This is a genomic window from Streptomyces sp. NPDC002018 (genome assembly GCF_042890865.1).
Classification (GTDB): Bacteria; Actinomycetota; Actinomycetes; order Streptomycetales; family Streptomycetaceae; genus Streptomyces.
Window position 1 is genome coordinate 56,149 of the sequence record NZ_JBIASO010000008.1, and the last position, 23,602, is coordinate 79,750.

Sequence of the window (23,602 nt, forward strand, 5' to 3'; positions counted from 1 at the left end):
TGACGGAGGAACGTCCGCGCCCGCCCCGCGGGCTGCCGTGTCCGGTCCAGGACCGCCCCGCGGGCTCCCCGTGCCCCGCGCGCGCCCGGCTCGGGCGGCACTCCGGGCGCATCGGCCCGGCACACGCGGGCACCCGGATCGGTACACCCGGCTTTGACCGCTTTGAGTGCAAGGGACAACGAAGTGAGCTTGCTCTCTCTTCGCACTCATCACGCGTAAACCGTGCTGCCCGCGGCTAAAACGGACACGGAAGGGGGTGCGGAACGGTGCGCACGATACTGGGACTCTGGCGCTGGCGGCGCAACCCCCTGCGCAGAACGACCGATCTGGTCGAGGCATGGGCCGCGCTCGTGGCGGTGGGCCTGATCGCCCTGGCCGCCCCCGCCGTCGGCTGGCTCTGCGGGAACGCCGTCGACGCGTCACTGCGGGAGACGGTCAGGCACCAGCACGACCAGCGGCACCGGACGACCGCCACGGTCGTCGGCCGCTCCACGGAGCGCCATGCCGTCGCGTTCGACGCCGAGTCGACCGCCGAGCACGACACGGGCAGCCGGGTGATCGCCACCTGGCGGGCGGTGGACGGCAGTTCGCACACGGCTCCCCTCTCCGCACCCTCACGCGAACCCCGGCCGGGCGACACCTTCGGGATATGGGCCGATGAGCGCGGCAGGCCGGTGAGGCCCCCGATGAACGCGGACAGCGCGCGCACCCACGCCATGCTGGCCGGGTTCGGCGTCGCCGTACTGGCCGCCGGTCTGGCCGAGTGCGGCAGGCGGCTGATCGTATGGCGCCTCGTACTGCGGCGGCACGAGCGGCTCGACCGCGCGTGGGCCGATGCCGGGCCCGACTGGGGCCGCACCGGCGCCGGCAGTTGAAGCCGGTGGCCAAGGGCCCGGGTGGGGAAAGTTCCGCCCGGCCTCCCGGCGGACCACGCCGCTTCCGCCGCCCTCCCCGGGGCCTCCCGTTTGGATCTTGGCGGGCTGTCCGGGCCCCGTGCCGGTTCCCCCCGCGGAACGCGGGGACGACGTCCCGTCCGAGAGCGGCCTCTCGCGTCAACTCCGGCCTGTCATGCGCGCTACGGTGGTGCCGCCCGGTCCGCCCTTGCGACCGGGGGTCCGGGGCCGGCGCCCGGGACGGCACAACACGCGCACACGCACGAGGTGGGGGCACAACAGCGCCATGGCACAGGGCACGGTCCAGGTGACGCACTCCGGAACATCGCGTTGGCGGCGCCGCACGGGCGAGTACGCCTCCCTCGCCGCCGCCCTGGAGGCGGCCGGCGACGGCGACATCCTCACCGTCGCCCCCGGCACCTACCGGGAGAATCTCATCGTGGCGCGCGCCGTCACGCTGCGCGGTCCTGAGGGCTCGCTCGGCTCCGTGCGGATCGCGCCCGCCGACGGCGTGCCGCTGACCGTCCGCGCCTCCGCCACCATCCAGGACCTCCATGTGGAGGGCCAGGACACGACGGCCCCCGCGCTGCTCGTCGAGGACGGCGCTCCCGAGCTGACGGAGCTGCGGATCGTGACCCGCTCGGCGGCCGGCATCGAGGTGCGGGGCGCGGCCCGGCCCACGGTCCGCCGCTGCACCGTCGACAATCCGGCCGGGGTCGGCATCGGCGTGCTCGACGGCGCGGGCGGGGTGTTCGAGGACTGCGAGGTCGTCGCCGCCGGACAGTCCGGGGTCGCGGTGCGCGGCGGCGCGCATCCACGGCTGGAGCGCTGCCGTGTCCACCACGCCTCGGGCGCGGGTCTGTCCGTCACCGGCGAGGGCAGCGGCATGGAGGCGATCGGCTGCGAGGTGTACGAGATCAAGGGCACCGGGGTGCAGGTGACATCCCGCGCGGCGGCCCATCTCAGCGACTCCTCCGTGCACCGCACCTCGGCGGACGGGATAACCCTGGACACCGACGCCGTCCTCACCCTCTCCGACTGCGACATCCACGACATCCCGGAGAACGCGGTCGATCTGCGTTCCCGCTCGGTGCTGACGCTGACCCGCTCCACCGTGCGGCGCTTCGGCCGCAACGGGCTCTCCGTCTGGGATCCGGGCACCCGCGTGGACGCCAACCAGTGCGAGATCCAGGACAGCACGGGCGACTACCCGGCCGTCTGGGTCAGTGACGGCGCGACGGTCGTCCTCGACTCCTGCCGGGTGCACGACGTGCCCGACGCGCTCTTCGTCCTCGACCGCGGCTCGCGCGCCGATGTCGTCGACAGCGACATCTCGCAGGTGCGGAACACGGCGGTGTCGGTGAGCGACGGCGCGACCGCGCAGCTCGACGACTGCCGGATCAGGGAGGCGTCCACCGGGGCCTGGTTCCGTGACCACGGCAGCGGCGGCACGCTCAACTCCTGCACGATCGACGCCGTGCAGACCGGCGTCATCGTCACCAAGGGCGCCGATCCGACCATCGAGCGGTGCACGGTCACCTCGCCCGCCGAGGCCGGCTTCTATGTCTCCGCCGAGGGCCGCGGCACCTTCCACAACTGCCGGGTGACGGGCAGCGGCGGCTACGGCTTCCATGTCATGGACGGCTGCCGTACCTCACTCACCCGGTGCCGTACGGAACGGTGCGCGCGCGGCGGATACGAGTTCGCGGAGGACGGCCCGACCGTCGAGGACTGCACCAGCGACGAGAGCGGCGTCCTGACGCCGTCCCCCGAACCGCCGGCCGTACTGACGGCGACCCAGACCAGTAGCGTGCTCGGCCCGATCCCCCCGCAGCCCGCCGCCACCGCGACCGCGCGGGACACCGCCCCCGCCGCGACGCCCGCGCGGTCCTCCGAGGACGTCCTCGGGGAACTCGACGCGCTGGTCGGTCTCGACAGCGTCAAGCGGGAGGTCCGCGCGCTCACCGACATGATCGAGGTCGGACGGCGCCGCAAGGAGGCGGGTCTCAAGGCCGCCTCCGTCCGCCGCCATCTCGTCTTCACCGGCTCCCCCGGCACCGGCAAGACGACGGTGGCCCGGCTGTACGGCGAGATCCTGCACTCCCTCGGGGTGCTGGAGCGCGGCCATCTCGTGGAGGTCTCCCGGGTGGACCTGGTCGGCGAGCACATCGGCTCCACCGCGATCCGTACGCAGGAGGCCTTCGACCGGGCGCGGGGCGGGGTGCTCTTCATCGACGAGGCGTACGCCCTCTCCCCCGAGGACTCGGGGCGGGACTTCGGCAAGGAGGCGATCGACACGCTGGTGAAGCTGATGGAGGATCACCGGGACGCGGTCGTGGTGATCGTCGCCGGCTACACCGCCGAGATGGAGCGCTTCCTGACGGTCAACCCCGGTGTGGCGTCCCGTTTCTCACGGACCATCACCTTCAGCGACTACGAGCCGGACGAGCTGCTGCGGATCGTGGAGCAGCAGTCGGAGGAACAGGAGTACCGGCTCGGCGAGGGCGCGGCCGACGCGCTGATCAAGTACTTCACGGCGCTGCCGAAGGGGCCCGCCTTCGGCAACGGCCGCACGGCGCGGCAGACATTCGAGTCGATGGTGGAACGGCACGCGGGCCGGGTCGCCCAGCTGCCGGAGACGAGCACGGACGATCTGACGCTGCTCTACGCGGACGACCTGCCCCAACTCCCCTGAGAGTCACCGGGGTTCCCCGGGGTGCGCCCGCGCGGCCCGAGGGTCCCGGGCGTGCTCCCCCGAGGGCCCAGGGCCTCTCGTTCGGATCTTGCCGGGCTCGCCAGATCCAAACGAAAGATCCTAAAGTGCCGGCTGTCGGCCGCCCAGCTCGCCGCGCTGCTGGGGCACCACCGGCGGGGGCAGCCGGTCGAGCAGCGCGGCCCGTTCCCCGGCGAAGGCCGGGTCCGCCTGGTAGTCGGAGTGTCCTAGGACCGGCTCCGGCAGCGGATGCAGTGCCGTACGTCCATAGGCGAGCGGGTCCTTCAGCGGTCCCCGGTCCACCTCGGGACGGTCGGCCACGGCGGGGACACGGACCGGGCCGCCGATCGGGTCGGTGGCCCGCCACAGATTGCGCCAGCAGTGCACCTCCCTGCTCAGGTCGCTCAGCGGTCCCGCGCCGAAGTAGGCGGGGAACCAGCGTCCGTACAGCCGCTCCAGCGGAGATCCGTACGTCAGCAGCGCCACCCGGTGGCGTGTGGCGGCGGGGAGCTGCCAGACGGCCGCCGCGGCCAGCACACTGCCCTGCGAGTGGCCCGAGAGGACGAGCCGGCCGCCGGTGCGTCCGGTCCAGGAGGCGATCCGCCAGGTGAGGTCGGGGACGGCGCGCTCGGCGTAGCAGGGCGGCGCGAACGGATGGGCGGCACGCGGCCAGAAGGTGCCCACGTCCCAGAGGATGCCGATGGTGCGCCGGGCCGACGCGTCCCGGTAGGCGCGGCGGCCCCAGGTGACGAACAGTATGAAGCCGAGGCCGACCAGCCAGGAGCCCAGTGCCTGCGCGGTGTCGGCCACTGACTCCACGAAGGAGTCGGTGCCCTCCGCCGCCTGGCCGGGCACCTCGCCGCTCAGCCACGAGCCGGCGATCGCGGCGGCACCGAGCAGCAGGGAGGCACCGGAGACCAGACCCACGAGCCAGGGCGCGGCGTCGGTGAGCATGGCCCTGGCGCGGGTGCCCGCCACCTGACGGGTACGGATCGCGTCCGGCGTCACCGTGCCGTACTCCGCCTCGACGACGGGCGTCAGCCGGCGGGTGGTGCGTACGGTGCGTACGGCGAGGACGACCACCGGGATCAGCATCAGGACGAGCAGTACGGGGATGACCGAGGCCTGCCAGCTCAGCAGCACCGGCGGTCCCACGATCGCGCCCTCGCCCATTCCGGGGGTGGCGTCGCCGTCGAGCCAGTCGGCGACGCGCTGGGCGACCCCGCCGGTCATCACCCCGCCCAGCCCGCAGGCGAGCATCGCGACGGCGGGTCCGCCGAGGCCGTGCATCGCCGTCCTCGCGTGCGGCGCGCGGCGGTGGAGCGCCTGGGCCGTGACGGCGAGCGCGATGACGAGGGAGACCTGCGAGAGGGCGATCACCCGGAAGGCCGTGTCACCGGGGAGCGCGCCGGCGGAGACCCAGCCGGGCCTGGACCAGGCCGCGTACACCACGGCCAGGACGAGCAGAGTGAGCGCGGCGGCGGGCAGCCGGCTGATCAGCATCCGGTCGAGGCCGGTGTCGCGTCGGCGCTCGCTGCGGCCCCGGCTGCACACCACCTGGACCACGACGGCCGCGCAGACGAGGAGCGCCGCCTGGAGGAGCCGGCCCACCACGGCGGGCGAGGTGTCGGCGGAGCCGCTGTCGTGCTCGGTGGCGGCCGTCGTCAGCGCGGCGGCGACGGTGAGGAAACCGGCGGCGGTGTGCGCGGCGCGGAGCCGGGCGACGAGCCGGCGTCCGTACCAGAATCCGGGACGGCCGAGCGCGGGCCGCATCCGCGCCGGGCCCTCGCCGGGGGCCGGAGGACCGTCGACGCCGTCGGCGGCACTGGCGGTGGCGTCGGTGGCACTGGCGGTGGCATCGGTGGCACCGTCGGTGGCGTCGGCGGCAGCACGGGCGTTGCTGTCGGCGTGGGTGCCGAGGCCGGCTGACGAGGCGTCGGTGGGCGGGCGCTGGGCCTCGTACGCGCTCCACGTACGGTTGGACAGGTACCAGAGCAGCCCCACCAGCGCCGTGGGCACCAGTGCCGCGAGGGCGAGCCGCCGGCCGGGCTGTGACCACCAGCCGTGCCCCTCCGGCGACAGGAAGCCGAGCCAGGACCGCTCCGCGACACAGTCCGCGGAGCCCGCGCACTGCCACGCCGTCAGATCGAGCGCGACCTCGCAGGCCGCGGCGGTCAGCAGCACGGTGAGGGTCAGGGCGACCAGCCGTACGAGGACCCCGTACACCCGCTGGGACTTGCCCAGGCCCTTGGTGGCGGGTCGCATCCAGTGCGCGAGGTTGACCACCATGAAGGGGAGCAGCAGAAGCCAGAGTGCGCGCGAGCCGTTCCCGGAGGTGAGGTTGGACCAGCAGTACGCCTCGGGGATCGGCCGCTCCGCATAGCGCCCGGGATACCGCTCCGCGTCGGCGTCGTCCGTACGCCGGTACACGGCGGCCGTCTCGTCACCGGTGATCCTGACCGTGCGCGGATCGTCCAGCATCTCCTGCGGGGTGGCCCCGCCGACGCCGTGGACGAGCAGTTCGAGCGCGGCTCCGCCACTCTGCGGATCCGGGGTTTCTGATGGCACTTCGGTGGCTCGCTCTCGGAGTGACAGGGTGGGCCGGGCACGGTCCGCGCGACAGGGGGCACCAGAATCCGGGATCCCGTCCGTTCGCCGTGCGCCCCTCACGGAATCTCCCCGGAGCCCGCCTCCGCCAACCCCCGGCACGGGTGTCCGAACCCCGTGGGAGGATGAGGGACCCGTACCGATCGGACATCCCCGGCCATCGGGGACGACAACGTACGACGACGACGCACGACGACGACGCACGACAGCGACAGCGACAGCGACGAGGACGCGGAAAGGACCGGCCCGGCGGTGAGTGACAGTCAGAATCTCCTCGCGGAACAGCGACGGGCCCTGATCCTGGACGAGGTACGCCGACGCGGCGGGGTCCGGGTCAACGAGCTGACGCGCAGGCTCAAGGTGTCCGACATGACGGTGCGGCGGGACCTGGACGCGCTGGCCCGCCAAGGGGTCGTCGAGAAGGTGCACGGCGGTGCGGTGCCGGTGGTCGAGACGAGCACGCACGAGCCGGGGTTCGAGGCGAAGTCGGCGCTGGAGCTGGCCGCCAAGGAGGACATCGCGCGGGCGGCGGCGGCGATGGTGGTGCCCGGGAGCGCGATCGCGCTTTCCGGCGGCACCACGACCTATGTTCTGGCGCACCATCTGGTGGACGTACCGGATCTGACGGTGGTCACCAACTCGGTGCGGGTCGCGGAGGTGTTCCACGCGGCGCGGCGGGCGGGCACGGCGGGCGGTGACCAGCCCGGGGCGGCGATGGTGGTGCTGACCGGTGGGGTGCGCACCCCGTCGGACTCGCTGGTCGGCCCGGTGGCCGACCAGACGATCCGCTCGCTCCACTTCGATGTGCTGTTCCTCGGGGTGCACGGCATCTCGGCCCAGGCCGGGCTGTCCACGCCGAATCTCGGCGAGGCGGAGACCAACCGGCGGTTCATGCGGTCGGCGCGCCGGGTGGTGGTGATCGCGGACCACACCAAGTGGGGCACGGTGGGGCTGAGTTCCTTCGCGACACTGGACCAGGTCGACACGCTGGTGACGGACGCGGGACTGCCGGAGGAGGTCCGTGAGGAGATCGCCGAGCTGCTGCCGGACCTGGTGGTGGCGGGTGGACCCGAGGAGCTGTCACCGCCACGGGACGCGTGAGGTGCGACGCGTGAGGTGCGACGCCTGACATGCGACATGTGACGTGGCCGCTGCTCGGCGTCCGAGAGCCGGGCCTCGCCCGCCGGGAGCACGGGCAGGGAGCACGGGTGGGGACGCGCCTGCCGGGAGCACGAACGAGGAGCGCACGGGCAGGGAGCACGCGGGCGGGGAGCGGGGGCGGGGAGCGCGCGGGCGGGGAGCGCGCGGGCCCGGCCCGTCCGGCTTACGATCGGGGCGTGAGCGCCTTCCGTATCGACCGCACCACGCCGCTCTCCCCCGACGAGGCCTGGCGGCGGCTCACCGACTGGCCGGCGCACGCGGGGCAGGTGCCGCTGACGGAGATCGCCGTCCTGACCCCCGGCCCCACCCGCGTCGGAACGGTCTTCGTCGCGCGCAGCGGTCTCGGCCCTGCGCGGTTCGAGGATCCGATGGAGGTCGTCGGCTGGCAGCCGCCCTCCCCGGGCGTCCCGGGCCACTGCCGGCTGGAGAAGCGCGGCAGGGCCGTCACCGGCTGGGCCGAGATCCATGTCGTCGGGGACGGTCCCGTCACCCGGGTCCGCTGGGAGGAAGAGCTACGGCTCCGTCCGCTGCCGCGGCTGCTCGACACACTGACCGCCCGCGCGGGACACCTCGTGTTCGGGCGTGCCGTCAGCCGTTTGCTGCGTGACGGACCAGGGCATTCATCACGTTCCACGCATTAAAGTGTGCGGTCCCACCCGTCGACGCCGCCCAGGGATGTGCTGTCCATGGCTCGCCAACTCCGCTCCGTGGAACTGGACTTCGCCGAAACGGCGCCGGTGCGTCTGGTGTACACGGATGTGCTGGGCGCGCCGCCCGAGGCGGTGTACCGGGCGCTCGCCACCGAGACGGAGGCCTGGCCCGAGTGGTTCAGCGCGGTGACCTCCGCCACGGCCGTACCGGACGGCCGTACCGTCCGGCTCAGGGGCGGCTCGCACTTCCGTGAGACGGTCCTGGCCGCCCAGCCGGACGTGCTCTACGCGTACCGCTCCGACGAGACCGACGCACCGGGCGTACACGCCCTGTTGGAGGCGTGGCGGCTGGCACCGTCGGGCAGCGGCACCCGGGTGCGGTGGACGGTGGCCACGGACGGGACGACGCTGTACCGGTCCGTCGTACGGCTGGCCCGCCCTGCCATGGGCCGGACCTTCCGCGGGGCGGTACGCGCCCTGGACCGACGCCTCGCGAGCGGCTGAGGCCTGTCACCCGGATCGGGCCCCGCTCGGCTCGCCCGGATCAAGGCCCGCTCCGGCTCGGGGCTCAGGGTCCTGCCCCGCTCGTCCCGCTCAGGTCCCGGGCCCTGCCCCCTCGGCTTCCAGCCAGACGCCGCCGGCGAGGAAGTGGTCCAGCGTGCGCGTGTACGGGGCGATGTCCAGGCCCTGTTGGGCAAGCCAGGTGTCCGAGTAGTACTTGTCGAGATAGCGGTCGCCGGGGTCGCAGAGCAGGGTGACCACACTGCCGTGCCGTCCCTGCGCCACCATCTCGGCCACGATCCTCAGCGCGCTCCAGAGCCCCGTGCCGGTGGAGCCCCCCGCCTTCCGGCCCATGGCCCCTTCCAGCGCGCGTACGGCGGCCACACTCGCCGCGTCCGGCACCTTCATCATCCGGTCGACGGCCCCCGGCACGAAGCTCGGTTCCATCCTCGGCCGGCCGATGCCCTCGATCCGGGAGCCGTGCTCGCTGCGTGCCAGCGGGTCGTCGCGGGTCCAGCCGTCGAAGAAACAGGAGTTCTCCGGGTCGGGCACACAGATCAGGGTGTCGTACTGCATGTAGTGCACATAGCGCGCGATGGTCGCCGAGGTGCCACCGGTCCCGGCGGTGGCGACGATCCAGGTGGGCTCCGGATAGCGCTCCAACTCGAGTTGCTGATAGATCGATTCGGCGATGTTGTTGTTGCCGCGCCAGTCCGTCGCGCGTTCCGCGTAGGTGAACTGGTCCATGTAGTGACCGCCCGTCCTGGCGGCCAGGCCCGCGGACTCCTCGTACAGCGTGCGCGCGTCGTCCACGAAGTGGCAGCGACCGCCGTGGAATTCGATGAGCCGGCACTTCTCGGCGCTGGTGGTACGGGGCATGACCGCGATGAACGGCACCCCGATCAGCTTCGCGAAGTAGGCCTCGGAGACCGCCGTCGAACCGCTGGACGCCTCGATCACCGGCCTGCCGGGACGGATCCAGCCGTTGCACAGACCGTAGAGGAAGAGCGAGCGGGCGAGCCGGTGCTTGAGGCTGCCGGTCGGATGGGTCGACTCGTCCTTGAGATAGAGATCGATGCCCCACCCCTCGGGCAGCGGGAAGCGCAGCAGATGCGTGTCGGCGGAGCGATTGGCGTCGGCCTGGACCTTGCGTACGGCTTCCTTGAGCCACGCCCGGTACTCGGAGTCGCTGCGGTCCACGTCGATGGTGGCCCTGATCCCACCGCCGGCCGGGGCCGGAGCGCCGTCCGTTCCCGTACTGTCTCGTCGCGTCATGCCCGCGGTCCTCGTCTCGTCGCCACCGGTCCCGGTCCCCGGTCCCGCGCTCCCCACGACCGGTCGCCCCGCTTCTGAAGGTACCCTCACCACCTGCGCAAACGTCTCCTTTGGGGTTCCATAGCGCTGCCTTGGACACCCCGCGCGCCACGCGCTCTGGCGTCCGTACGCATACTTGGGCAGACTGCCTGTGAGGGGTATGGCACGGAGGGGGCTGAAGGCCATGGCGGAACCGGAGTTCGACGCGCGCGGGGTACGGATCGAGCGGTGGCCCCGCTCCCTCACCACGGCGGGCCAGGTCCTCATCCAGGACGGCAGGCTGGCCCTGCTGACCAGCTACGGCCGGGTGATCGACAGCGCGCCGCTGCGGGCCGTACGGGCGGCGCGACCCTGGTTCGCGGGCCGCGGCAGCACGGTCGCCACCGTGAACGGCATCCGCTACCGGCTGACCATGGGCCAGCGCGGTCACCGGCCCGACGCGTCCGCGCTGGCCGTGCGGTTCATGGAGGCCGTCCGCCGGGCGGGCCGCCAGAACACCTGACCGGCCCTGGACCCGGCGGGTTCCGGATCCGGGAGGTCCTGGGTCTGCCCCGGGGCCGGGCCGCTCCGCCCCCGACCTGCCCCTGATCCGCCGCGAGTTGCGAAGCCGGACCCCCTGGTTCACTCTGGTCTCACATCACTCAGGGTGAACCGGCGGTCACACTGCGATCCAGCCCCGCCGGGCCGGGAACGGCAGCGAGCCGGCGAGCGAGTTGCTGGACCCGATCCTTCGTCGTCTTCCGGACCTCATTATCGGGGAGTCGCAGCCGTGATCAGCCAGCCCAGCAGGCACTGCACGGTGGAGCTCCAAGCCCTGCCGTCGCGGATCGGTCAGGTCCGCAGAATCATCTCCGCCCAATTGCGCTCCTGGCATCTCGATCCTCTGATCGACCGAGCGGCACTCGGCGTCACCGAGCTGCTGACCAACGTCCACCGCCACGCACAGCCCGACAAACTGTGCACCGTCGACATCGAGCTGCTCCTCGAACGGCTCATGGTCTCGGTCAGTGACCACGACCCCCGGATACCGACGGTCAACCGTGCCAATCCCTTCGACACAGGCGGCCGCGGTCTCGCACTGATCGCGGCTGTGAGCGAGAGCTGGGGCGTGCGCGCCCGGGGCGATACGGGCAAGAGCATCTGGTTCACGCTCCCCGCGCCGCCGGCCGCCCTCTCCCTGGCCATGCGGCCGGTGTACGGAGCGACGACCGACGGCCCCTTCCCGGGCCTCGCGTTCGGCGTTCTGGCCGGCGAGGACGGAGCCGCCACGGTCAGGTCGGTCATGGTGAGCTGACCCGTAGGCGACCGCGCGTCACCACGCGCACCACAGCGGCGCGATACGCCTGCGCGCGATATGCCGGGGCGCGATACGTCGGTGCGCGATACGTCGGTGCGCGATATGGCCGGGGAGGCACGGCGCGGTGTCTGTCGCCTGCGTTAGCTTCTGTACCTACTAATATGTACATTTGCCTTATGGGCACGTCTGAACGGCTCATCGAAGCAACCCGGGAGCTGCTGTGGGACCGGGGCTATGTGGGCACCAGCCCCAAAGCCATCCAGCGGCGGGCGGGCGCCGGCCAGGGCAGTATGTACCACCACTTCTCCGGCAAGCCGGCACTGGCACTGGCCGCGATCCGGCGCAGCGCCGGGGAGCTGCGGGTGGCCGCCGGGGCGACGCTCGACGGCGACGGTTCGGCGTACGACCGGATCTCGGCGTATCTGCTGCGCGAGCGTGATGTGTTGCGCGGCTGTCCGGTCGGGCGGCTGACGATGGACCCCGACATCATCGCCGACGAGACCCTGCGCGCCCCGCTCGACGAGACGGTCGAGTGGCTGCGCGGCCGACTGGCCGACGTCGTGGAAGAGGGCCGGAGACGGGGCGAGTTCGCCGCCGGTGTCGTTCCGGAGGAGATCGCGTCGACGGTCATCGCGACCGTACAGGGCGGTCATGTGCTGGCCCGCGCCACTGGTTCGCCGGCCGCCTTCGACGCGGGTGTACGCGGACTGCTCACGCTGCTCGCCCCCGGTGCGTCCCGTCCCTAGACGCTGACGAGGCCCGGCGCGGCCCGCCCGGCGCCCGGCCCCTGCGCACACCTCAAACCCATGACACAGACCCGTTGTACAAACCCGTCATACAGACCCGTCATACAGACTTCAGGAACGGGAGCACCCTATGCAGGCCATGCAGTACGAAATCACCCTTCCCGCCGACTACGACATGGAGATCATCCGCAAGCGCGTCTCGAACATGGGGCCGGTACTGGACGACTTTCCCGGGCTCGGTCTGAAGGCGTATCTGATCCGCGAACGCGAGGAGGGCTCGCCCGTGAACCAGTACGCGCCGTTCTATCTCTGGACCGCTTCCGAGGGAATGAACGCGTTCCTCCTGGGGCCCGCGTTCGACGGTCTCGTGGGGGACTTCGGACGGCCGGTGGTGCGGTACTGGTCGGGTCTGCTCCACACCGAGGGACCCGCCCAGGCGAGCACTCCGCGCACGGCCGTACGCCGCAGCCAGCGACTCCCCGAGGGGACGCCCCTGGCCACGCTCGCCGACACGGCCGTACGGGAGACCGAGCGGCTGGCCGGTCTCGACGGGGTGGTGTGCGCGGCGCTGGCGCTCGATCCGCGCCGTTGGGAGCTGGTCCACTTCACGCTGTGGGAGCACGACAGCCCGGCCGAAGAGGGCGAGCGCTATCAGGTGCTGCATCTGTCACAACCGCAGCGCGCGGAACTCAGCGCGTGAGCGCCAGGGGACGGGGGCTGTGTGTGAGTGCCACGGGACGGGGGCTCAGCGCGTGAGCGCGGCCGGCGGACCCGGGCTCAGCGGGTGAGCGCGGTCGGAGCGCCCGGACTCAGCGCGTGAGCGCGCCCAGGGGATCGTCGAGCACCGGCTGCCACGCCAGCTCGGCCGCGCCCACCAGGCTGTTGTGGTCGAGTGTGCAGGGCAAAATCGGAACGCCGCCGCCACGGCCCCACAGACTGCGGTCGGCCACGACCGCGTGCAGCCGTTCCGGGTCCGCGTCGAGCAGTTCGCGGTGGAGTCCGCCAAGGATGATCCGGTCGGGGTTGAGGATATTGACCAGCCCGGCGAGCCCCAGCCCCAGCCGGTCGATCAGCTCCTCGGTGGCCCGGCGTACAGCGGGGTCGGCGTGTTCCGTACGGAGGAGATCGCGCGCCTGCTGGAGCAGTGACACCTCCGGGCCCGGCGCGCGGCCCGCGGCGGTGAGGAACGCCAGCGGGTCCGCCTCCACGTCGAGACAGCCCTTGCCGCCGCAGTAGCAGGGCCGCCCCTCCGGATTGACCGTGAGATGGCCGACTTCGAGGGCGAGACCCGAACTGCCCGTGTGCAGACGGCCGTCGAGGACGAGCGCGCCTCCGACACCGCGGTGTCCCGTGGCGACGCAGAGCAGATGCTGCGCCCCGCGGCCGGCGCCGTGCCGGTGCTCGGCGAGCGCGGCGAGGTTGACATCGTTCCCGGTGAAGGCCGGGCCCTCGATACCGGCCGCGCGGACTCGCTCGGCGAAGACGTCCCGGACCGGGGCGCCGGCCCGCCAGGCGATGTGCAGCGGGTTGAGGGCGGTGCCCTCCGGCTCGGCGACGGCCGAGGGCACGGCGAGGCCCGCGCCCACACAGCGCCGTCCGGTGGTGCGCAGGAGTGCCGCGCCGGCCTCCACGGCCTCCCCGAGCACCTGCGCCGGGTCGGCCGAGACCGTACCGCAGCCGGGCGCCGTGGCGACGATACGCCCGCCGAGCCCGACCAGCGCGACCCGGAAGCCGTCGACATGGACCTGGGCGGCGAGGGCGACGGGGCCCGTGTCGTCGACGGAGAGCCGGTGCGAGGGCCGCCCCTGGGAGCCCGCGGCCGCGCCGGGCCGTGAGTCGACCCGGATCAGCCCCAGGGCCTCCAGCTCCGCGGCGACCGCGCCGGCCGTGGCGCGGGTGACGCCCAGCTCCGCGGTGAGCACGGCGCGTGTGGGCGCGCGGCCCGTATGGACCAGTTCCAGTGCGGGGCCGAGCGCGCCGCGGCCTCTCTCCAGTCTCGTCCGGGTGGTGGTCCCCGTCCCCTTGCCGTTCATGGGGGCGAGTCTCCCATGATCCGAAGGTGGGGCGGCGTCCTCGTCCCCAGGTCGGGTTGTACGGTCCGCCCCCGGCGCCTATGGTTACTTTGTGCCGCATCTAAACAAAGTAGGGACGGCCGTCTCGGGGGGCGACGACGCGGACCTCGCGGCACGGTCCTCGCTGTCCCGTCTCCGTACCGCCCTGACCGTCTTCTTCGCCCTCGACGGCTTCATGTTCGCCGGCTGGGTGGTCCGTATCCCCGCCGTCAAGGAGCAGACCGGCGCCTCCGAGAGCGGTCTGGGGCTCGCCCTGCTCGGCGTATCGGCGGGTGGCGTCGTCACGATGGTGTTCACCGGGCGGCTCTGCCGGCGGTACGGCAGCCTTCCCGTGACGGTGGTGTCCGCCGTGCTGCTCTCGCTGAGCATCGTGCTGCCGCCGCAGGCGCACTCGGCCCTGACGCTCGGTCTGGTGCTGCTGGTCTTCGGCGCGGCCTACGGGGCGCTGAATGTCTCGATGAACAGCGCGGCCGTCGATCTCGTCGCGGCCCTGCGGCGGCCGGTGATCTCCAGCTTCCACGCGGCGTTCAGCCTCGGCGGCATGGTGGGGGCGGGGCTCGGCGGGCTGGTGGCGGGCGGTCTTTCCCCCACCGTCCACCTTCTGCTCCTGACCGGTCTGGGACTGCTGGTGACCGCCGTGACCGGCCCTGTGCTGCTGCGCCGGTCCGCACCCGCACCCGTGGCGGAGCCTGTGGCAGGAGCCGAGGCGCGTGGCGCCGAAGCGGGCAGGACCGACATGAGCAGGGCTGCCGGGACGGCGGAAACGGGCAAGGCGAAAGCCGGCGGGGCGGAAACGGGCGGGGCGGAAACGGGCAGGACGAAAGCGGGCAGGACGAAAGCAGGCAGGGCGGAAACGGGCGGGGCGCGCGGACGTGACCGGGGCACCCGCCGGGTGGTCCTGCTCTTCGGCGTGATCGCCCTGTGCACGGCGTACGGCGAGGGGGCGATGGCCGACTGGAGCGCGCTCCATCTCACCGAGGACCTCGATGCCTCCCCCGGCCTCGCTGCCGCCGGTTACTCCCTCTTCGCCCTCGCCATGACAGCGGGACGGCTGTGCGGCACGGTTCTGCTGGAGCGGCTCGGGCAGACCCGCGCCCTGGTCCTCGGCGGACTCACGGCGGCGCTCGGCATGCTGCTGGGCGCCCTGGCACCGAACGCCTGGGCCGCTCTGGTGGGCTTCGCCGTGGCCGGGCTCGGCCTCGCCAACATCTTCCCCGTGGCCGTCGGCCGCGCGGGCGCGCTGGCGGGACCCAGCGGGGTCGCCACCGCGTCGACACTGGGGTACGGCGGGATGCTGCTGGGCCCGCCCGCCATCGGCTTCCTGGCCGAATGGCTCTCCCTGCCGCTCGCCCTGACCACCGTCGCGCTGCTGGCTGCGGCGGCCGCGCTCGTCGCCCACGCGGCGCGGAGCCTGTCGGCGGAGCCCGAGCCCGCGTCGCGGCCGACGCGCCGGGAGGCACCTCAGCAGGCGCAGGCGTGAACGGGCCGGGAACGAGCAGACGGGAAGGAGCGGGCCCATACGGCCGGGCATGCATGAGCGGGCCTGGTGCGCAGGCCGGTGAGCACGCGGGGTGAGTAGGCCGGGTGAGTAGGCGTACTCAGGCACAGCCGTTCGATCCGGCGCACCCTGGAAGGACCACACCTACGGGAGAAGACCATGGCTTCTGGACTGCTGACCACACTCGCGCGGCTGACCTTCGGCAATCGCGCGTCCCAGATTTACCTCGGTCTGGTCGCGGTGACGACAGCCTTCGTCACGATCGACACGCTCTTCGTGGACCACCAGGACGCGTCGTTCGCCGGGGTGTGGCTGTTCTTCCTCGCGGCGCCGACCATCTTCGTGTTCTTCATCGGCGGTGAGCTGCTCGGCGGGACGTTCGCCGACTCCGCGGCGTTCGTCTATCCCGCGCTGGTGCTCTCGGTGCTGATCCAGGCGGCGGCGCTGGGTGGTTTCGTACGGCTGTTCCGCGACCGGCCTGGGCGTCCGTCGCGCCCCCGCGAGGCCTGACGAGGCCGGCCCGCACGGCCCGGCACCACAGCCCCGGCAGCCCGGGGTAACCCGACCGGCCCAACGCCGTCGGCCGACCTGATGCCCGGTCCGCGCGCGAGACGTCCGCCGTCGTCCGACAGCCCCGCTCCGAGCGGGTCCTGACGGGTCCCGGTGAGTCGGGGCGGGTCCCGGTGAGTCGGGCGGGTCCGGGCGGGGCGTCTTGCCCCGCGCCCGGGAGCGGCAGCACACTCGCTCCATGGGGACACGGAGCGATGCCGCGCGGGACGCCATCACGGTCGAGATCGGCTTCGCCGTGGTGACGGGGGCCTTCGTGGCGGGGCTGGTGTTCACGGCGGTCGCGGGGACCGCGTCGTACTTCGAACTGCCCGAGGTCTTCGGACGGATCGCCGCGGCCGCCGCGGCCCTGGCCTTCGTGGCACGGGTCGTCCAGGTGCTCTGGCGCTTCCCCCGGCGGCGGCCGGACGGCGAGCCCGGCACGGAAGCCACCACGCCCGCCCGGCCGGAGGTGCCCGGTCAGCCGGGCCGGCCCGGCCGTACGAGCCCCGACTCATAGGCCGGCACCACCAGTTGCCCCCGGTCGCGGGCGTCCCGGCAGGTCTAAGCTTGGCGGATGACCTTGGAATGGGAACAGGTAATCGTTCACTCGGCGGATCCGGCGGCCTTGGGGCAGTGGTGGGCCGAGGCCCTTGGCTGGGTTGTGGTCTACTCCTCTGATGAGGAGTTCGAGATCCGCCCGGAGCCACATCGCCTGCCGGGGTTGGATTTCGTCCGGCTCGATGAGAGCAAGAAGGCCAAGAGCCGGCTGCATCTCGACTTCAGGCCTGATGACCAGGACGCCGAGGTGGCCCGTCTGGTGGCTCACGGCGCACAGCGCGTTGACATCGGCCAGGGTGATCAGTCGTGGGTCGTACTGGCAGACCCCGAAGGCAATGAGTTCTGTGTCCTTGGCCAGCGGCGTCCGTAAGGCTCACGCCTGAGTGGGGTCGATGGTGAGGCTTTTCTCGGCGGTCACCCGGATCCGGGGGTGGTACGGCCGCGTTCGGACGCGTAGGGGTATGGCCGCGAACGCGTTCGGACGCGCAGGGGTACGGGGGCGGGCGCGGAGGGGGAGGGGGCACGGCCCCCCGCCGTCCGCGGGGCCCCCAACCATGGCTTTCTTCAAGTTCCCCGGACGGGCAAGAGCCGCCCGCCCGGAGCGTACGCGGCCCGGATCCGTCAGCCTTCGCGGCACCCGTCAGCCTTCGCGGCACCCATCAGCCTCCGTCGGCCCCATCGGCCTCCGCGGCCCCCACCGGGATCCGTGAGCACTCGGGGACTCCGTCGGTGTCCGCCGGCATCCGGCCGTGCCCGTCGGGGTCCTTACGGAACCGCCGTCCGGGCGGCGGGGGCCGGCGGCTCCCGCCCCGGCCCGCCCGTGGCCGGACCACGGGCCCCGCTCACTCCTTGGCGCCCGCCTCCGACCCGGCCGCGGCGGTCTCCGACGCGCTCTCCTCGGACGGGGCGGCCGATGCCGCCGACGCCGCCTGCTTGCGGTCCAGCATGTCCAGCGCGCGCCGGGCCAGCGGACGGTTCCGTACGAGACCCGCCAGCGAGGTCGATCCCCGGGCGATGTCCGCGAACGCGTTCCACGCGGGGCGCAGACCGGTGATCGCCGCGTGCAGCAGCCCCGGCCGGCGCTCGAAGATGGCCAGCATCCGCCGGCCGACCCCCATCTCCACCCCGAGGCCGGCCTTGATGGCGAACGCGTAGTTCAGCGCCTGGCGGCGGGCGTCCACCGCGTCATGCGCCTCGGAGATCCGTACCGCCCACTCCCCCGCCAGCCGTCCGGACCGCAGGGCGAAGGAGATCCCCTCCCTGGTCCAGGGCTCCAGCAGCCCCGCCGCGTCCCCGCACACCAGCACCCGGCCGCGCGAGAGCGGTGAGTCGTCGCTGCGGCACCGGGTGAGATGCCCGGAGGAGACCGAGGGCTCGAACCCGGCCAGCCCGAGCCGGGCGATGAAGTCCTCCAGATAGCGCTTCGTCGCCGCGCCCTCGCCGCGCGCCGAGATCACGCCGACGGTGAGCGTGTCGCCCTTGGGGAACACCCAGCCGTAACTCCCGGGCAGCGGGCCCCAGTCGATGAGCACCCGCCCCGCCCAGTCCTCCGCGACCGTCGGCGGCACCGGGATCTCCGCCTCCAGACCCAGGTCCACCTGGTCGAGCTTGACCCCGACATGGGCCCCTATCCGGCTGGCGCTGCCGTCGGCGCCGACCACGGCACGCGCCAGCACCGTCTCGCCGTTGGCGAGGACGACGGCGACCGTACGGCGGTCGGGCACGGCGGGGCCGTGCTGCTCGACCCGCGAGACGGTCACGCCGGTACGGAGCACGGCCCCGGCCTTCTGCGCGTGCTCCACCAGACTCGCGTCGAACTCGGGACGGTTGATGAGCCCGAAGAGCATCCGCTTGGAGCGGCGGGTGCGGGCCAACTTTCCGTTCAGCGAGAACGTCACCGCGTGCACCCGGTCCCTGAGCGGCAGCTCGAAGCCCGGCGGCAGCGCGTCGCGCGAGGGCCCGATGATCCCGCCCCCACACGTCTTGTAGCGGGGCAACTCGGCTTTCTCAACCAGCAGCACCTGACGGCCCGCGACCGCCGCCGCGTATGCCGCGGAGGCCCCCGCCGGCCCTGCGCCGACCACAACGACATCCCATACCGGCTCGTCGTGCTCGCTTCCGGCGTCTGCGTTCTCGCTGCTCACGATGTGCTTCTGCTCCTGATCCGACCGGTGGCCCCTGTTGTCGAACGGCATCCTACGGCGCTGGCCCGGCAAGCCCGCTGTGGGAGGATCTGCTGAGCCCTTCGACATACACCCGACATACACCCGACTGAGACAACGACGTACCCACCAGGAGCGTGCCCATGACCGCGAATCCGATCGCCGAGACCGTGGCGTCCCTGCTGCCCCGTGCCCGCACGGAGCTGGCGGAGCTGGTGTCCTTCCGTTCGGTGGCGGATCCCGCGGTGTTCCCGAAGAGCGAGTGCGAGGCCGCCGCGGTGTGGGTCGCCGACGCGCTGCGCGCCGAAGGATTCCAGGATGTCTCCGTCTTCGACACCCCGGACGGTACCCAGTCCGTCTACGGTCTGCTCCCCGGCCCCGAGAACGCCCCGACGGTGCTGCTCTACGCGCACTACGACGTACAGCCGCCGCTCGACGAGTCGGACTGGCTGACCCCGCCCTTCGAGCTGACCGAACGCGACGGCCGCTGGTTCGGACGCGGCGCGGCCGACTGCAAGGGCGGCTTCCTGATGCATCTGCTCGCCCTGCGCGCCCTCAAGGCGAACGGCGGGGTGCCGGTGACCGTCAAGGTGATCGTCGAGGGGTCGGAGGAACAGGGCACCGGCGGTCTCGAACGGTACGCGGAGGCGCACCCGGAGCTGCTCGCCGCCGACACGGTCGTCATCGGTGACACCGGGAACTTCCGGCTGGGGCTGCCGACGGTCACGGCCACCCTGCGCGGGATGACGATGCTGCGGGTACGGATCGACACGCTCGAAGGCAATCTGCACTCGGGGTCGTTCGGCGGAGCGGCGCCGGACGCGCTCGCCGCCCTCATCAGGGTGCTGGACTCGCTGCGCGCGGAGGACGGTTCCACCACCGTGGACGGCCTGGCCGCGGACTCCGTCTGGGACGGACTCGCCTACGAGGAGGCCGACTTCCGCGAGGACGCCCAGGTCCTCGACGGGGTCGGACTGATCGGCCACGGCTCGGTCGCCGACCGGATCTGGGCGCGTCCCGCCGTGACCGTCCTGGGCATCGACTGCCCGCCGGTGGTCGGGGCCACACCGTCGATCCAGGCGAGCGCGCGGGCGACGGTCAGCCTGCGGGTACCGCCGGGCCAGGACGTGGCCGAGGCGACGAAGCTGCTGACCGCGCATGTCGAGAAGCACACGCCGTGGGGCGCGCGGGTGTCGGTGGAACAGGTCGGCCGGGGCGAGCCGTTCCGCGCGGACACCAACAGCCCCGCGTACACCGCCATGGCGGACGCGCTGGGCGTCGCGTACCCGGGACAGACCATGCAGACGGCCGGTCAGGGCGGGTCCATCCCGCTCTGCAACACGCTGGCCGCGCTGTATCCGGAGGCGGAGATCCTGCTCATCGGGCTGAGCGAGCCGGAGGCGCGGGTGCACGCGGTGAACGAGAGCGTCTCGCCGGACGAGCTGCGCCGCCTCTCGGTGGCCGAGGCCCACTTCCTGGTCAACTACGCGCGCTCCCGGCAGGCCTGAGTTCCGGCGGCCCGTTCAGCGGAGAGCGGAGATCGCCGAAAGCGTAGATCCATACGGCGGACGTACCCCCCTGCGTACGTTCGCCGTATGGACCTCATCGACCTCGTGGAGATTCGTCCGCGACTGCACATGCTGCGCTTCCCGATCGGCCAGGCGTATCTCTGGCGCGACCGGCGCGGCGGCCGTGACGGCGCCGACAGCGACGGCGACGGCCGTGACCGCGAGGAACTCACCCTCGTCGACGCGGGACACCGCCATGCCGCACCGGACATCGAGCGGGCGATCAGAAGCCTGGGGGCGAGCCCCGAGGCCCTGCGCCGTATCGTCCTCACCCACTGCCACCGCGACCATGTGGGCGCCGCGGGGGAGCTGGCGGAACGGTACGGCGCCGAGGTGCTCGCGCACCGGCTCGACGCCCCGGTGGTGCGCGGGGACCTGCCGGTGCCCGAACCGGCGCTGCTGGACTGGGAGATACCGCTGTACGAGCACGGGCTGACGGTGCCGGAGGCGCCGCCCACCCGGGTCGACCGGGAGCTGGAGGACGGCGACGAGCTGGACTTCGGCGACGGGGCCCGGGTGGTGCACACCCCCGGACACACCGACGGCTCGATCGGCGTCCATCTGCCGCGCCACGGCGTGCTGTTCGTGGGCGACACCATCGCCTCGGTGGGCGGGATCAGGCTGGGCGTCTTCCATGTGGACCGCGAGAGGGCGCAGGCGTCGATGCGCAGGCTCGTGGCACTGGCCCCGTCCACGGTCTGCTACGGCCACGGAGACCCCACCCCGGGCTTCGGCCCGTAGCGCGTATCGCGCGCCCTGGGGCCCGTCCGTCCGCCGGGGCGGACCGGGACGGAGTGCGCGTCGGGGCCGGTGCCCGCCCGCCCTGGCCGGCCGGATCGCGGTCGGGCTCGGGGTCGCGGTTGGGCTCGGGGTCGCGGTTGGGGTCGGGGTCAGGGTCGGGGTCAGCCGACCGGGACTCCGTCCTCCAGGTTCAGCACCGTCCCGCGCTCCCGCGCCCGCAGTGCCCAGCGCAGCCGCTCGTAGCGGCCCGGGGGGAGCAGCCCCGCCGCCTCCTCCTCGTCGACAAAGCGCCAGCCCCTCAGCTCGGGTCCCGGCAGCAGCAGGGTCTCCGCCAGCCGCGCGGGCAGCCGTCCGCCGTCGAACAGCAGCCGCAGCCCGCCGTATCCCGGTGGCCGCGGCGGCTCCCAGTCGACCACCAGCAGCCGGGGCACCTCGGTCAGCTCTATGCCTATCTCCTCGGCGACCTCCCGTATCCCCGCTCGCGCGGGCGCCTCGCCGGCCTCCACCACCCCGCCGGGGAACTCCCACCCGGGCTTGTACGTGGGGTCCACGAGCAGCACCCGGTCCTCCTCGTCGAAGAGCAGCACGCCGGCCGCGAGGGTCTCGGCGGTCGGCTCGGGCGTCTGGACGATCTCGCAGACGCCGGCCGTGCCGGTCCGCAGCGCCGCGGCGATGGAGACGGCCGTCTCCCGTGGTGTGAGACCGGTGTTGTCGATCACATGCGCGTCACCGGTCAGCCAGCCGAGCGCCGCGCGGTAGGGCTCGATGTGTTCGTAGCACCACCGCCGGGCGCGCTCGTTCACCTCGGGGTCGCCCTCCGCCACCTCCCGGGCCGCTATCCGTCCCCGCAGGATCGTTTCGTCTGTTCTGAGCAACACATGCCGGACCGGGATACGGCGGGAGGCGAGCCCGCCGAAGATCTCGTCCCGGTACTCCTGCCGCAACAAAGTCATGGGCACGACAAGCGCCCCTCCCACCTCGGTCAGCAGAGCCGCCGCGGTGTCGACCACCAGACGCCGCCAGATCGGCAGATCCTGGTAGTCACCGACCTCCGCGAGCCGCTTCTGCGGCAGAAGCCGCTCCACTTCCCCGCCGATCAGCTCGGGGTCGTACAGCGTGCAGTTCGGGATCAGGTCGATCAGTTCGCGCGCGGTACTGGTCTTGCCCGCTCCGAACGCACCGTTGATCCAGACGATCACGGTTCCCCCTCTTCCGTAGCCTCCAGTGGACTGCCCGCAACACCCTGCCCCGGAAACCCCCGCCCGGCCGGGCCAGGGGCTCACAGGCCGTGCTGTGGCCGAGCTGTGGCCGGTTCGATGTCGTACCGAGGCCCGCGACGTCCACTGTACGAACCGATGTCCGTGCCGGGCCGTAACACAATCCCGAGGAACATCGTTGGAACTCGATGTGACGAGGGGGTATTCAATGTGTCGGACCGTGCTGGAGAGGTTTCCCGCCGGAGGGCCGCGCGGGAGCTGGCCCGCTGAGGAGTTCGCGCGGGCGCGGAGGAACGAGGGGACGCCCGCGGAGGTCGTGATGGACCTCGACTCCGATGTCTTCCTGGTGGTCGTGCCGCAGCAGGCGACCGATTCGTCCTCGTAGGAGCGCGTGGGGCGCCGTGCCGCCCCGGTCCCACAGCCGAGCACCGTACGACCTGGAGGAATCCCGCCATGCGTCTGCCCGGAACACCGGCCGCTCCGGCCGCCCCCGCTCCCGCCCCCGCCGAGTCCAGGGCCGGGTCCACGGCCACGGTGCCGGGCCCGGGACGGCGCCCGCGCGGGCGCCGTCCCGCCCTGACCCTCGCCCTGGCGGGTATCGCCGTCTCCCTGACCGCGACCCCCGCGACCGCCGACAGCAGCGCCTGCACCCACCATTTCTCGGGGCCGCAGATCTGTATCCGGCTGGACGGTGAGGGCGGACGGAACGCGGTCACCGGGATCTGGACCAATCCGCCGGACCACGTCACCTCCCGGCCGGTGTCGCTCTTCCGTAACGGGCGACGCGTCGACATGGCGTTGGCGACGCGCTCGGGCAAGGCGCTGACCCATGCCTGGCCGACCGCGCGCACCGGCACCGACGCCGAGCTGTGCGTGAAGTTCCGCGGCAGCCGGCGCATGGCCTGCCAGACAACTCACTAGGGCCTGCCGGGGGCTGTGGGCCTGCCGGGGCCCGCTGTTCACAGGCCCCGGCCGCCGTGGTCGCCGTGCGAACCGTACGCGCCACACGCACACCCGGCACGTCACGCGCATCACACGCGACACGCGTCGCACGGCCCGTACGTGTCACACGCGTCGCACGGGTCACACCGCCTTCCGTCACCCGTGCCGGGCACCGACGGCATGCGCCGAACGGCGCCGGCCGGGCCACGCCCCCCGTGCGTGGCCCGGCCGCGGAGCCGTCCCGCGGCCGTGCCGTGGTCCGGCACGACCTCCCCCACCGCTCTTCCGGCCGGCTCCCGCGTCGAGGAGTATTCTGCTGGGCCGACTTTGGGCCAACCTTGGGAAGACCTGGAAAGACCAGGTCGGCCCGGCATTTCGACGTTAGGGTCCGGGCCAGGGGGTGATCGGATTGC

At 72.7% G+C, this 23,602-nt stretch carries 22 protein-coding genes; 17 read left to right on the forward strand and 5 right to left on the reverse strand.

What is annotated here, in order from left to right; all coding sequences use genetic code 11:
• The first annotated feature begins 266 nt into the window (after positions 1–266).
• Positions 267–875, forward strand: coding sequence for a hypothetical protein (locus tag ACFYYH_RS15115; RefSeq protein WP_388550609.1), 609 nt, complete (start codon positions 267–269; stop codon positions 873–875).
• A gap of 304 nt (positions 876–1,179) precedes the next feature.
• Positions 1,180–3,588, forward strand: coding sequence for a right-handed parallel beta-helix repeat-containing protein (locus ACFYYH_RS15120; RefSeq protein WP_388550611.1), 2,409 nt, complete (start codon positions 1,180–1,182; stop codon positions 3,586–3,588).
• A 120-nt stretch (positions 3,589–3,708) separates the two neighbouring features.
• Here ACFYYH_RS15120 and ACFYYH_RS15125 read toward each other — a convergent pair whose 3' ends face one another.
• Entirely contained in the window at positions 3,709–6,174 is a 2,466-nt protein-coding gene (locus ACFYYH_RS15125) for a hypothetical protein (RefSeq protein ID WP_388550613.1), read from the reverse strand.
• 291 nt (positions 6,175–6,465) lie between these two features.
• Between ACFYYH_RS15125 and ACFYYH_RS15130 the strand changes: the two genes are divergently transcribed.
• The 3 genes from ACFYYH_RS15130 (at position 6,466) to ACFYYH_RS15140 (ending at position 8,528) form a co-directional block, all read left to right on the forward strand.
• Complete coding sequence (locus ACFYYH_RS15130) at positions 6,466–7,314, forward strand: DeoR/GlpR family DNA-binding transcription regulator (protein ID WP_388550615.1); 849 nt, start codon at positions 6,466–6,468, stop codon at positions 7,312–7,314.
• A gap of 236 nt (positions 7,315–7,550) precedes the next feature.
• Entirely contained in the window at positions 7,551–8,015 is a 465-nt protein-coding gene (locus ACFYYH_RS15135) for an SRPBCC family protein (protein ID WP_388550618.1), read from the forward strand.
• Between the two features lie 45 nt (positions 8,016–8,060).
• Positions 8,061–8,528: an SRPBCC family protein gene (locus tag ACFYYH_RS15140; protein WP_388550620.1), complete on the forward strand. Its 468-nt coding sequence runs from the start codon at positions 8,061–8,063 to the stop codon at positions 8,526–8,528.
• Positions 8,529–8,618: 90 nt separating this feature from the next.
• On the opposite strand, the gene ACFYYH_RS15145 is transcribed toward ACFYYH_RS15140, so the two are convergent.
• Positions 8,619–9,800, reverse strand: coding sequence for a PLP-dependent cysteine synthase family protein (locus ACFYYH_RS15145; protein WP_388550623.1), 1,182 nt, complete (start codon positions 9,798–9,800; stop codon positions 8,619–8,621).
• Between the two features lie 223 nt (positions 9,801–10,023).
• On the opposite strand from ACFYYH_RS15145, the gene ACFYYH_RS15150 reads away from it, so the two are divergent.
• The 4 genes from ACFYYH_RS15150 to ACFYYH_RS15165 all read left to right on the forward strand — a co-directional run bounded on the left by ACFYYH_RS15150 (position 10,024) and on the right by ACFYYH_RS15165 (position 12,582).
• Positions 10,024–10,341 carry a hypothetical protein gene (locus ACFYYH_RS15150; protein ID WP_388550626.1) on the forward strand — a complete coding sequence of 106 codons (318 nt, stop codon included), beginning with the start codon at positions 10,024–10,026 and terminating at the stop codon, positions 10,339–10,341.
• Between the two features lie 267 nt (positions 10,342–10,608).
• Positions 10,609–11,133 (forward strand): ATP-binding protein, encoded by a 525-nt coding sequence (locus ACFYYH_RS15155; RefSeq protein ID WP_388550629.1) that lies wholly within the window; start codon positions 10,609–10,611, stop codon positions 11,131–11,133.
• Between the two features lie 164 nt (positions 11,134–11,297).
• A complete protein-coding gene (locus ACFYYH_RS15160; RefSeq protein WP_388550632.1) occupies positions 11,298–11,882 on the forward strand; it encodes a TetR/AcrR family transcriptional regulator in 585 nt (194 codons plus the stop codon).
• Positions 11,883–12,012: 130 nt separating this feature from the next.
• On the forward strand, positions 12,013–12,582 hold the full coding sequence (locus ACFYYH_RS15165; protein ID WP_388550635.1) for a DUF4865 family protein: 570 nt from the start codon (positions 12,013–12,015) through the stop codon (positions 12,580–12,582).
• Between the two features lie 109 nt (positions 12,583–12,691).
• Here ACFYYH_RS15165 and ACFYYH_RS15170 read toward each other — a convergent pair whose 3' ends face one another.
• Complete coding sequence (locus ACFYYH_RS15170) at positions 12,692–13,915, reverse strand: ROK family protein (protein WP_388550638.1); 1,224 nt, start codon at positions 13,913–13,915, stop codon at positions 12,692–12,694.
• 91 nt (positions 13,916–14,006) lie between these two features.
• Between ACFYYH_RS15170 and ACFYYH_RS15175 the strand changes: the two genes are divergently transcribed.
• The 4 genes from ACFYYH_RS15175 (at position 14,007) to ACFYYH_RS15190 (ending at position 16,929) form a co-directional block, all read left to right on the forward strand.
• Complete coding sequence (locus ACFYYH_RS15175; RefSeq protein WP_388550641.1) at positions 14,007–15,434, forward strand: MFS transporter; 1,428 nt, start codon at positions 14,007–14,009, stop codon at positions 15,432–15,434.
• A 177-nt stretch (positions 15,435–15,611) separates the two neighbouring features.
• A complete protein-coding gene (locus tag ACFYYH_RS15180) occupies positions 15,612–15,962 on the forward strand; it encodes an SCO4225 family membrane protein (RefSeq protein WP_388550643.1) in 351 nt (116 codons plus the stop codon).
• 238 nt (positions 15,963–16,200) lie between these two features.
• Positions 16,201–16,518 (forward strand): DUF6332 family protein, encoded by a 318-nt coding sequence (locus tag ACFYYH_RS15185; protein WP_388550646.1) that lies wholly within the window; start codon positions 16,201–16,203, stop codon positions 16,516–16,518.
• Between the two features lie 57 nt (positions 16,519–16,575).
• Positions 16,576–16,929 (forward strand): VOC family protein, encoded by a 354-nt coding sequence (locus tag ACFYYH_RS15190; protein ID WP_388550649.1) that lies wholly within the window; start codon positions 16,576–16,578, stop codon positions 16,927–16,929.
• A gap of 472 nt (positions 16,930–17,401) precedes the next feature.
• Here the strand turns inward: ACFYYH_RS15190 and ACFYYH_RS15195 are convergent, their stop codons facing one another.
• Positions 17,402–18,703 carry a geranylgeranyl reductase family protein gene (locus tag ACFYYH_RS15195; RefSeq protein ID WP_388550651.1) on the reverse strand — a complete coding sequence of 434 codons (1,302 nt, stop codon included), beginning with the start codon at positions 18,701–18,703 and terminating at the stop codon, positions 17,402–17,404.
• A 161-nt stretch (positions 18,704–18,864) separates the two neighbouring features.
• Here ACFYYH_RS15195 and ACFYYH_RS15200 point away from each other — a divergent pair, with 161 nt between their 5' ends.
• Together ACFYYH_RS15200 and ACFYYH_RS15205 are read left to right on the forward strand one after the other, a co-directional pair.
• Complete coding sequence (locus ACFYYH_RS15200; protein WP_388550653.1) at positions 18,865–20,229, forward strand: dipeptidase; 1,365 nt, start codon at positions 18,865–18,867, stop codon at positions 20,227–20,229.
• Positions 20,230–20,325: 96 nt separating this feature from the next.
• Positions 20,326–21,030, forward strand: a complete 705-nt coding sequence (locus ACFYYH_RS15205; RefSeq protein WP_388551183.1) for an MBL fold metallo-hydrolase — start codon at positions 20,326–20,328, stop codon at positions 21,028–21,030.
• Positions 21,031–21,191: 161 nt separating this feature from the next.
• On the opposite strand, the gene ACFYYH_RS15210 is transcribed toward ACFYYH_RS15205, so the two are convergent.
• The gene (locus ACFYYH_RS15210; RefSeq protein WP_388550656.1) at positions 21,192–22,229 is read right to left on the reverse strand and encodes an NUDIX domain-containing protein; all 1,038 of its coding nucleotides are present in this window, start codon (positions 22,227–22,229) and stop codon (positions 21,192–21,194) included.
• Between the two features lie 238 nt (positions 22,230–22,467).
• On the opposite strand from ACFYYH_RS15210, the gene ACFYYH_RS15215 reads away from it, so the two are divergent.
• The gene (locus tag ACFYYH_RS15215; RefSeq protein ID WP_388551198.1) at positions 22,468–22,632 is read left to right on the forward strand and encodes a hypothetical protein; all 165 of its coding nucleotides are present in this window, start codon (positions 22,468–22,470) and stop codon (positions 22,630–22,632) included.
• A 68-nt stretch (positions 22,633–22,700) separates the two neighbouring features.
• Positions 22,701–23,168: a hypothetical protein gene (locus tag ACFYYH_RS15220; protein WP_388550658.1), complete on the forward strand. Its 468-nt coding sequence runs from the start codon at positions 22,701–22,703 to the stop codon at positions 23,166–23,168.
• Positions 23,169–23,602 lie beyond the last annotated feature (434 nt).

Excerpts from the sequence above, each read along its gene's own strand:
- ACFYYH_RS15170 (WP_388550638.1), bottom strand. The coding sequence starts at position 13,915 with ATGAACGGCAAGGGGACGGGGACCACCACCCGGACGAGACTGGAGAGA.
- ACFYYH_RS15140 (WP_388550620.1), top strand. The coding sequence starts at position 8,061 with ATGGCTCGCCAACTCCGCTCCGTGGAACTGGACTTCGCCGAAACGGCG.
- ACFYYH_RS15160 (WP_388550632.1), top strand. The coding sequence starts at position 11,298 with ATGTACATTTGCCTTATGGGCACGTCTGAACGGCTCATCGAAGCAACC.
- ACFYYH_RS15220 (WP_388550658.1), top strand. The coding sequence starts at position 22,701 with ATGCGTCTGCCCGGAACACCGGCCGCTCCGGCCGCCCCCGCTCCCGCC.
- ACFYYH_RS15200 (WP_388550653.1), top strand. The coding sequence starts at position 18,865 with ATGACCGCGAATCCGATCGCCGAGACCGTGGCGTCCCTGCTGCCCCGT.
- ACFYYH_RS15180 (WP_388550643.1), top strand. The coding sequence starts at position 15,612 with ATGGCTTCTGGACTGCTGACCACACTCGCGCGGCTGACCTTCGGCAAT.
- ACFYYH_RS15150 (WP_388550626.1), top strand. The coding sequence starts at position 10,024 with ATGGCGGAACCGGAGTTCGACGCGCGCGGGGTACGGATCGAGCGGTGG.
- ACFYYH_RS15120 (WP_388550611.1), top strand. The coding sequence starts at position 1,180 with ATGGCACAGGGCACGGTCCAGGTGACGCACTCCGGAACATCGCGTTGG.
- ACFYYH_RS15145 (WP_388550623.1), bottom strand. The coding sequence starts at position 9,800 with ATGACGCGACGAGACAGTACGGGAACGGACGGCGCTCCGGCCCCGGCC.
- ACFYYH_RS15190 (WP_388550649.1), top strand. The coding sequence starts at position 16,576 with ATGACCTTGGAATGGGAACAGGTAATCGTTCACTCGGCGGATCCGGCG.
- ACFYYH_RS15185 (WP_388550646.1), top strand. The coding sequence starts at position 16,201 with ATGGGGACACGGAGCGATGCCGCGCGGGACGCCATCACGGTCGAGATC.
- ACFYYH_RS15165 (WP_388550635.1), top strand. The coding sequence starts at position 12,013 with ATGCAGGCCATGCAGTACGAAATCACCCTTCCCGCCGACTACGACATG.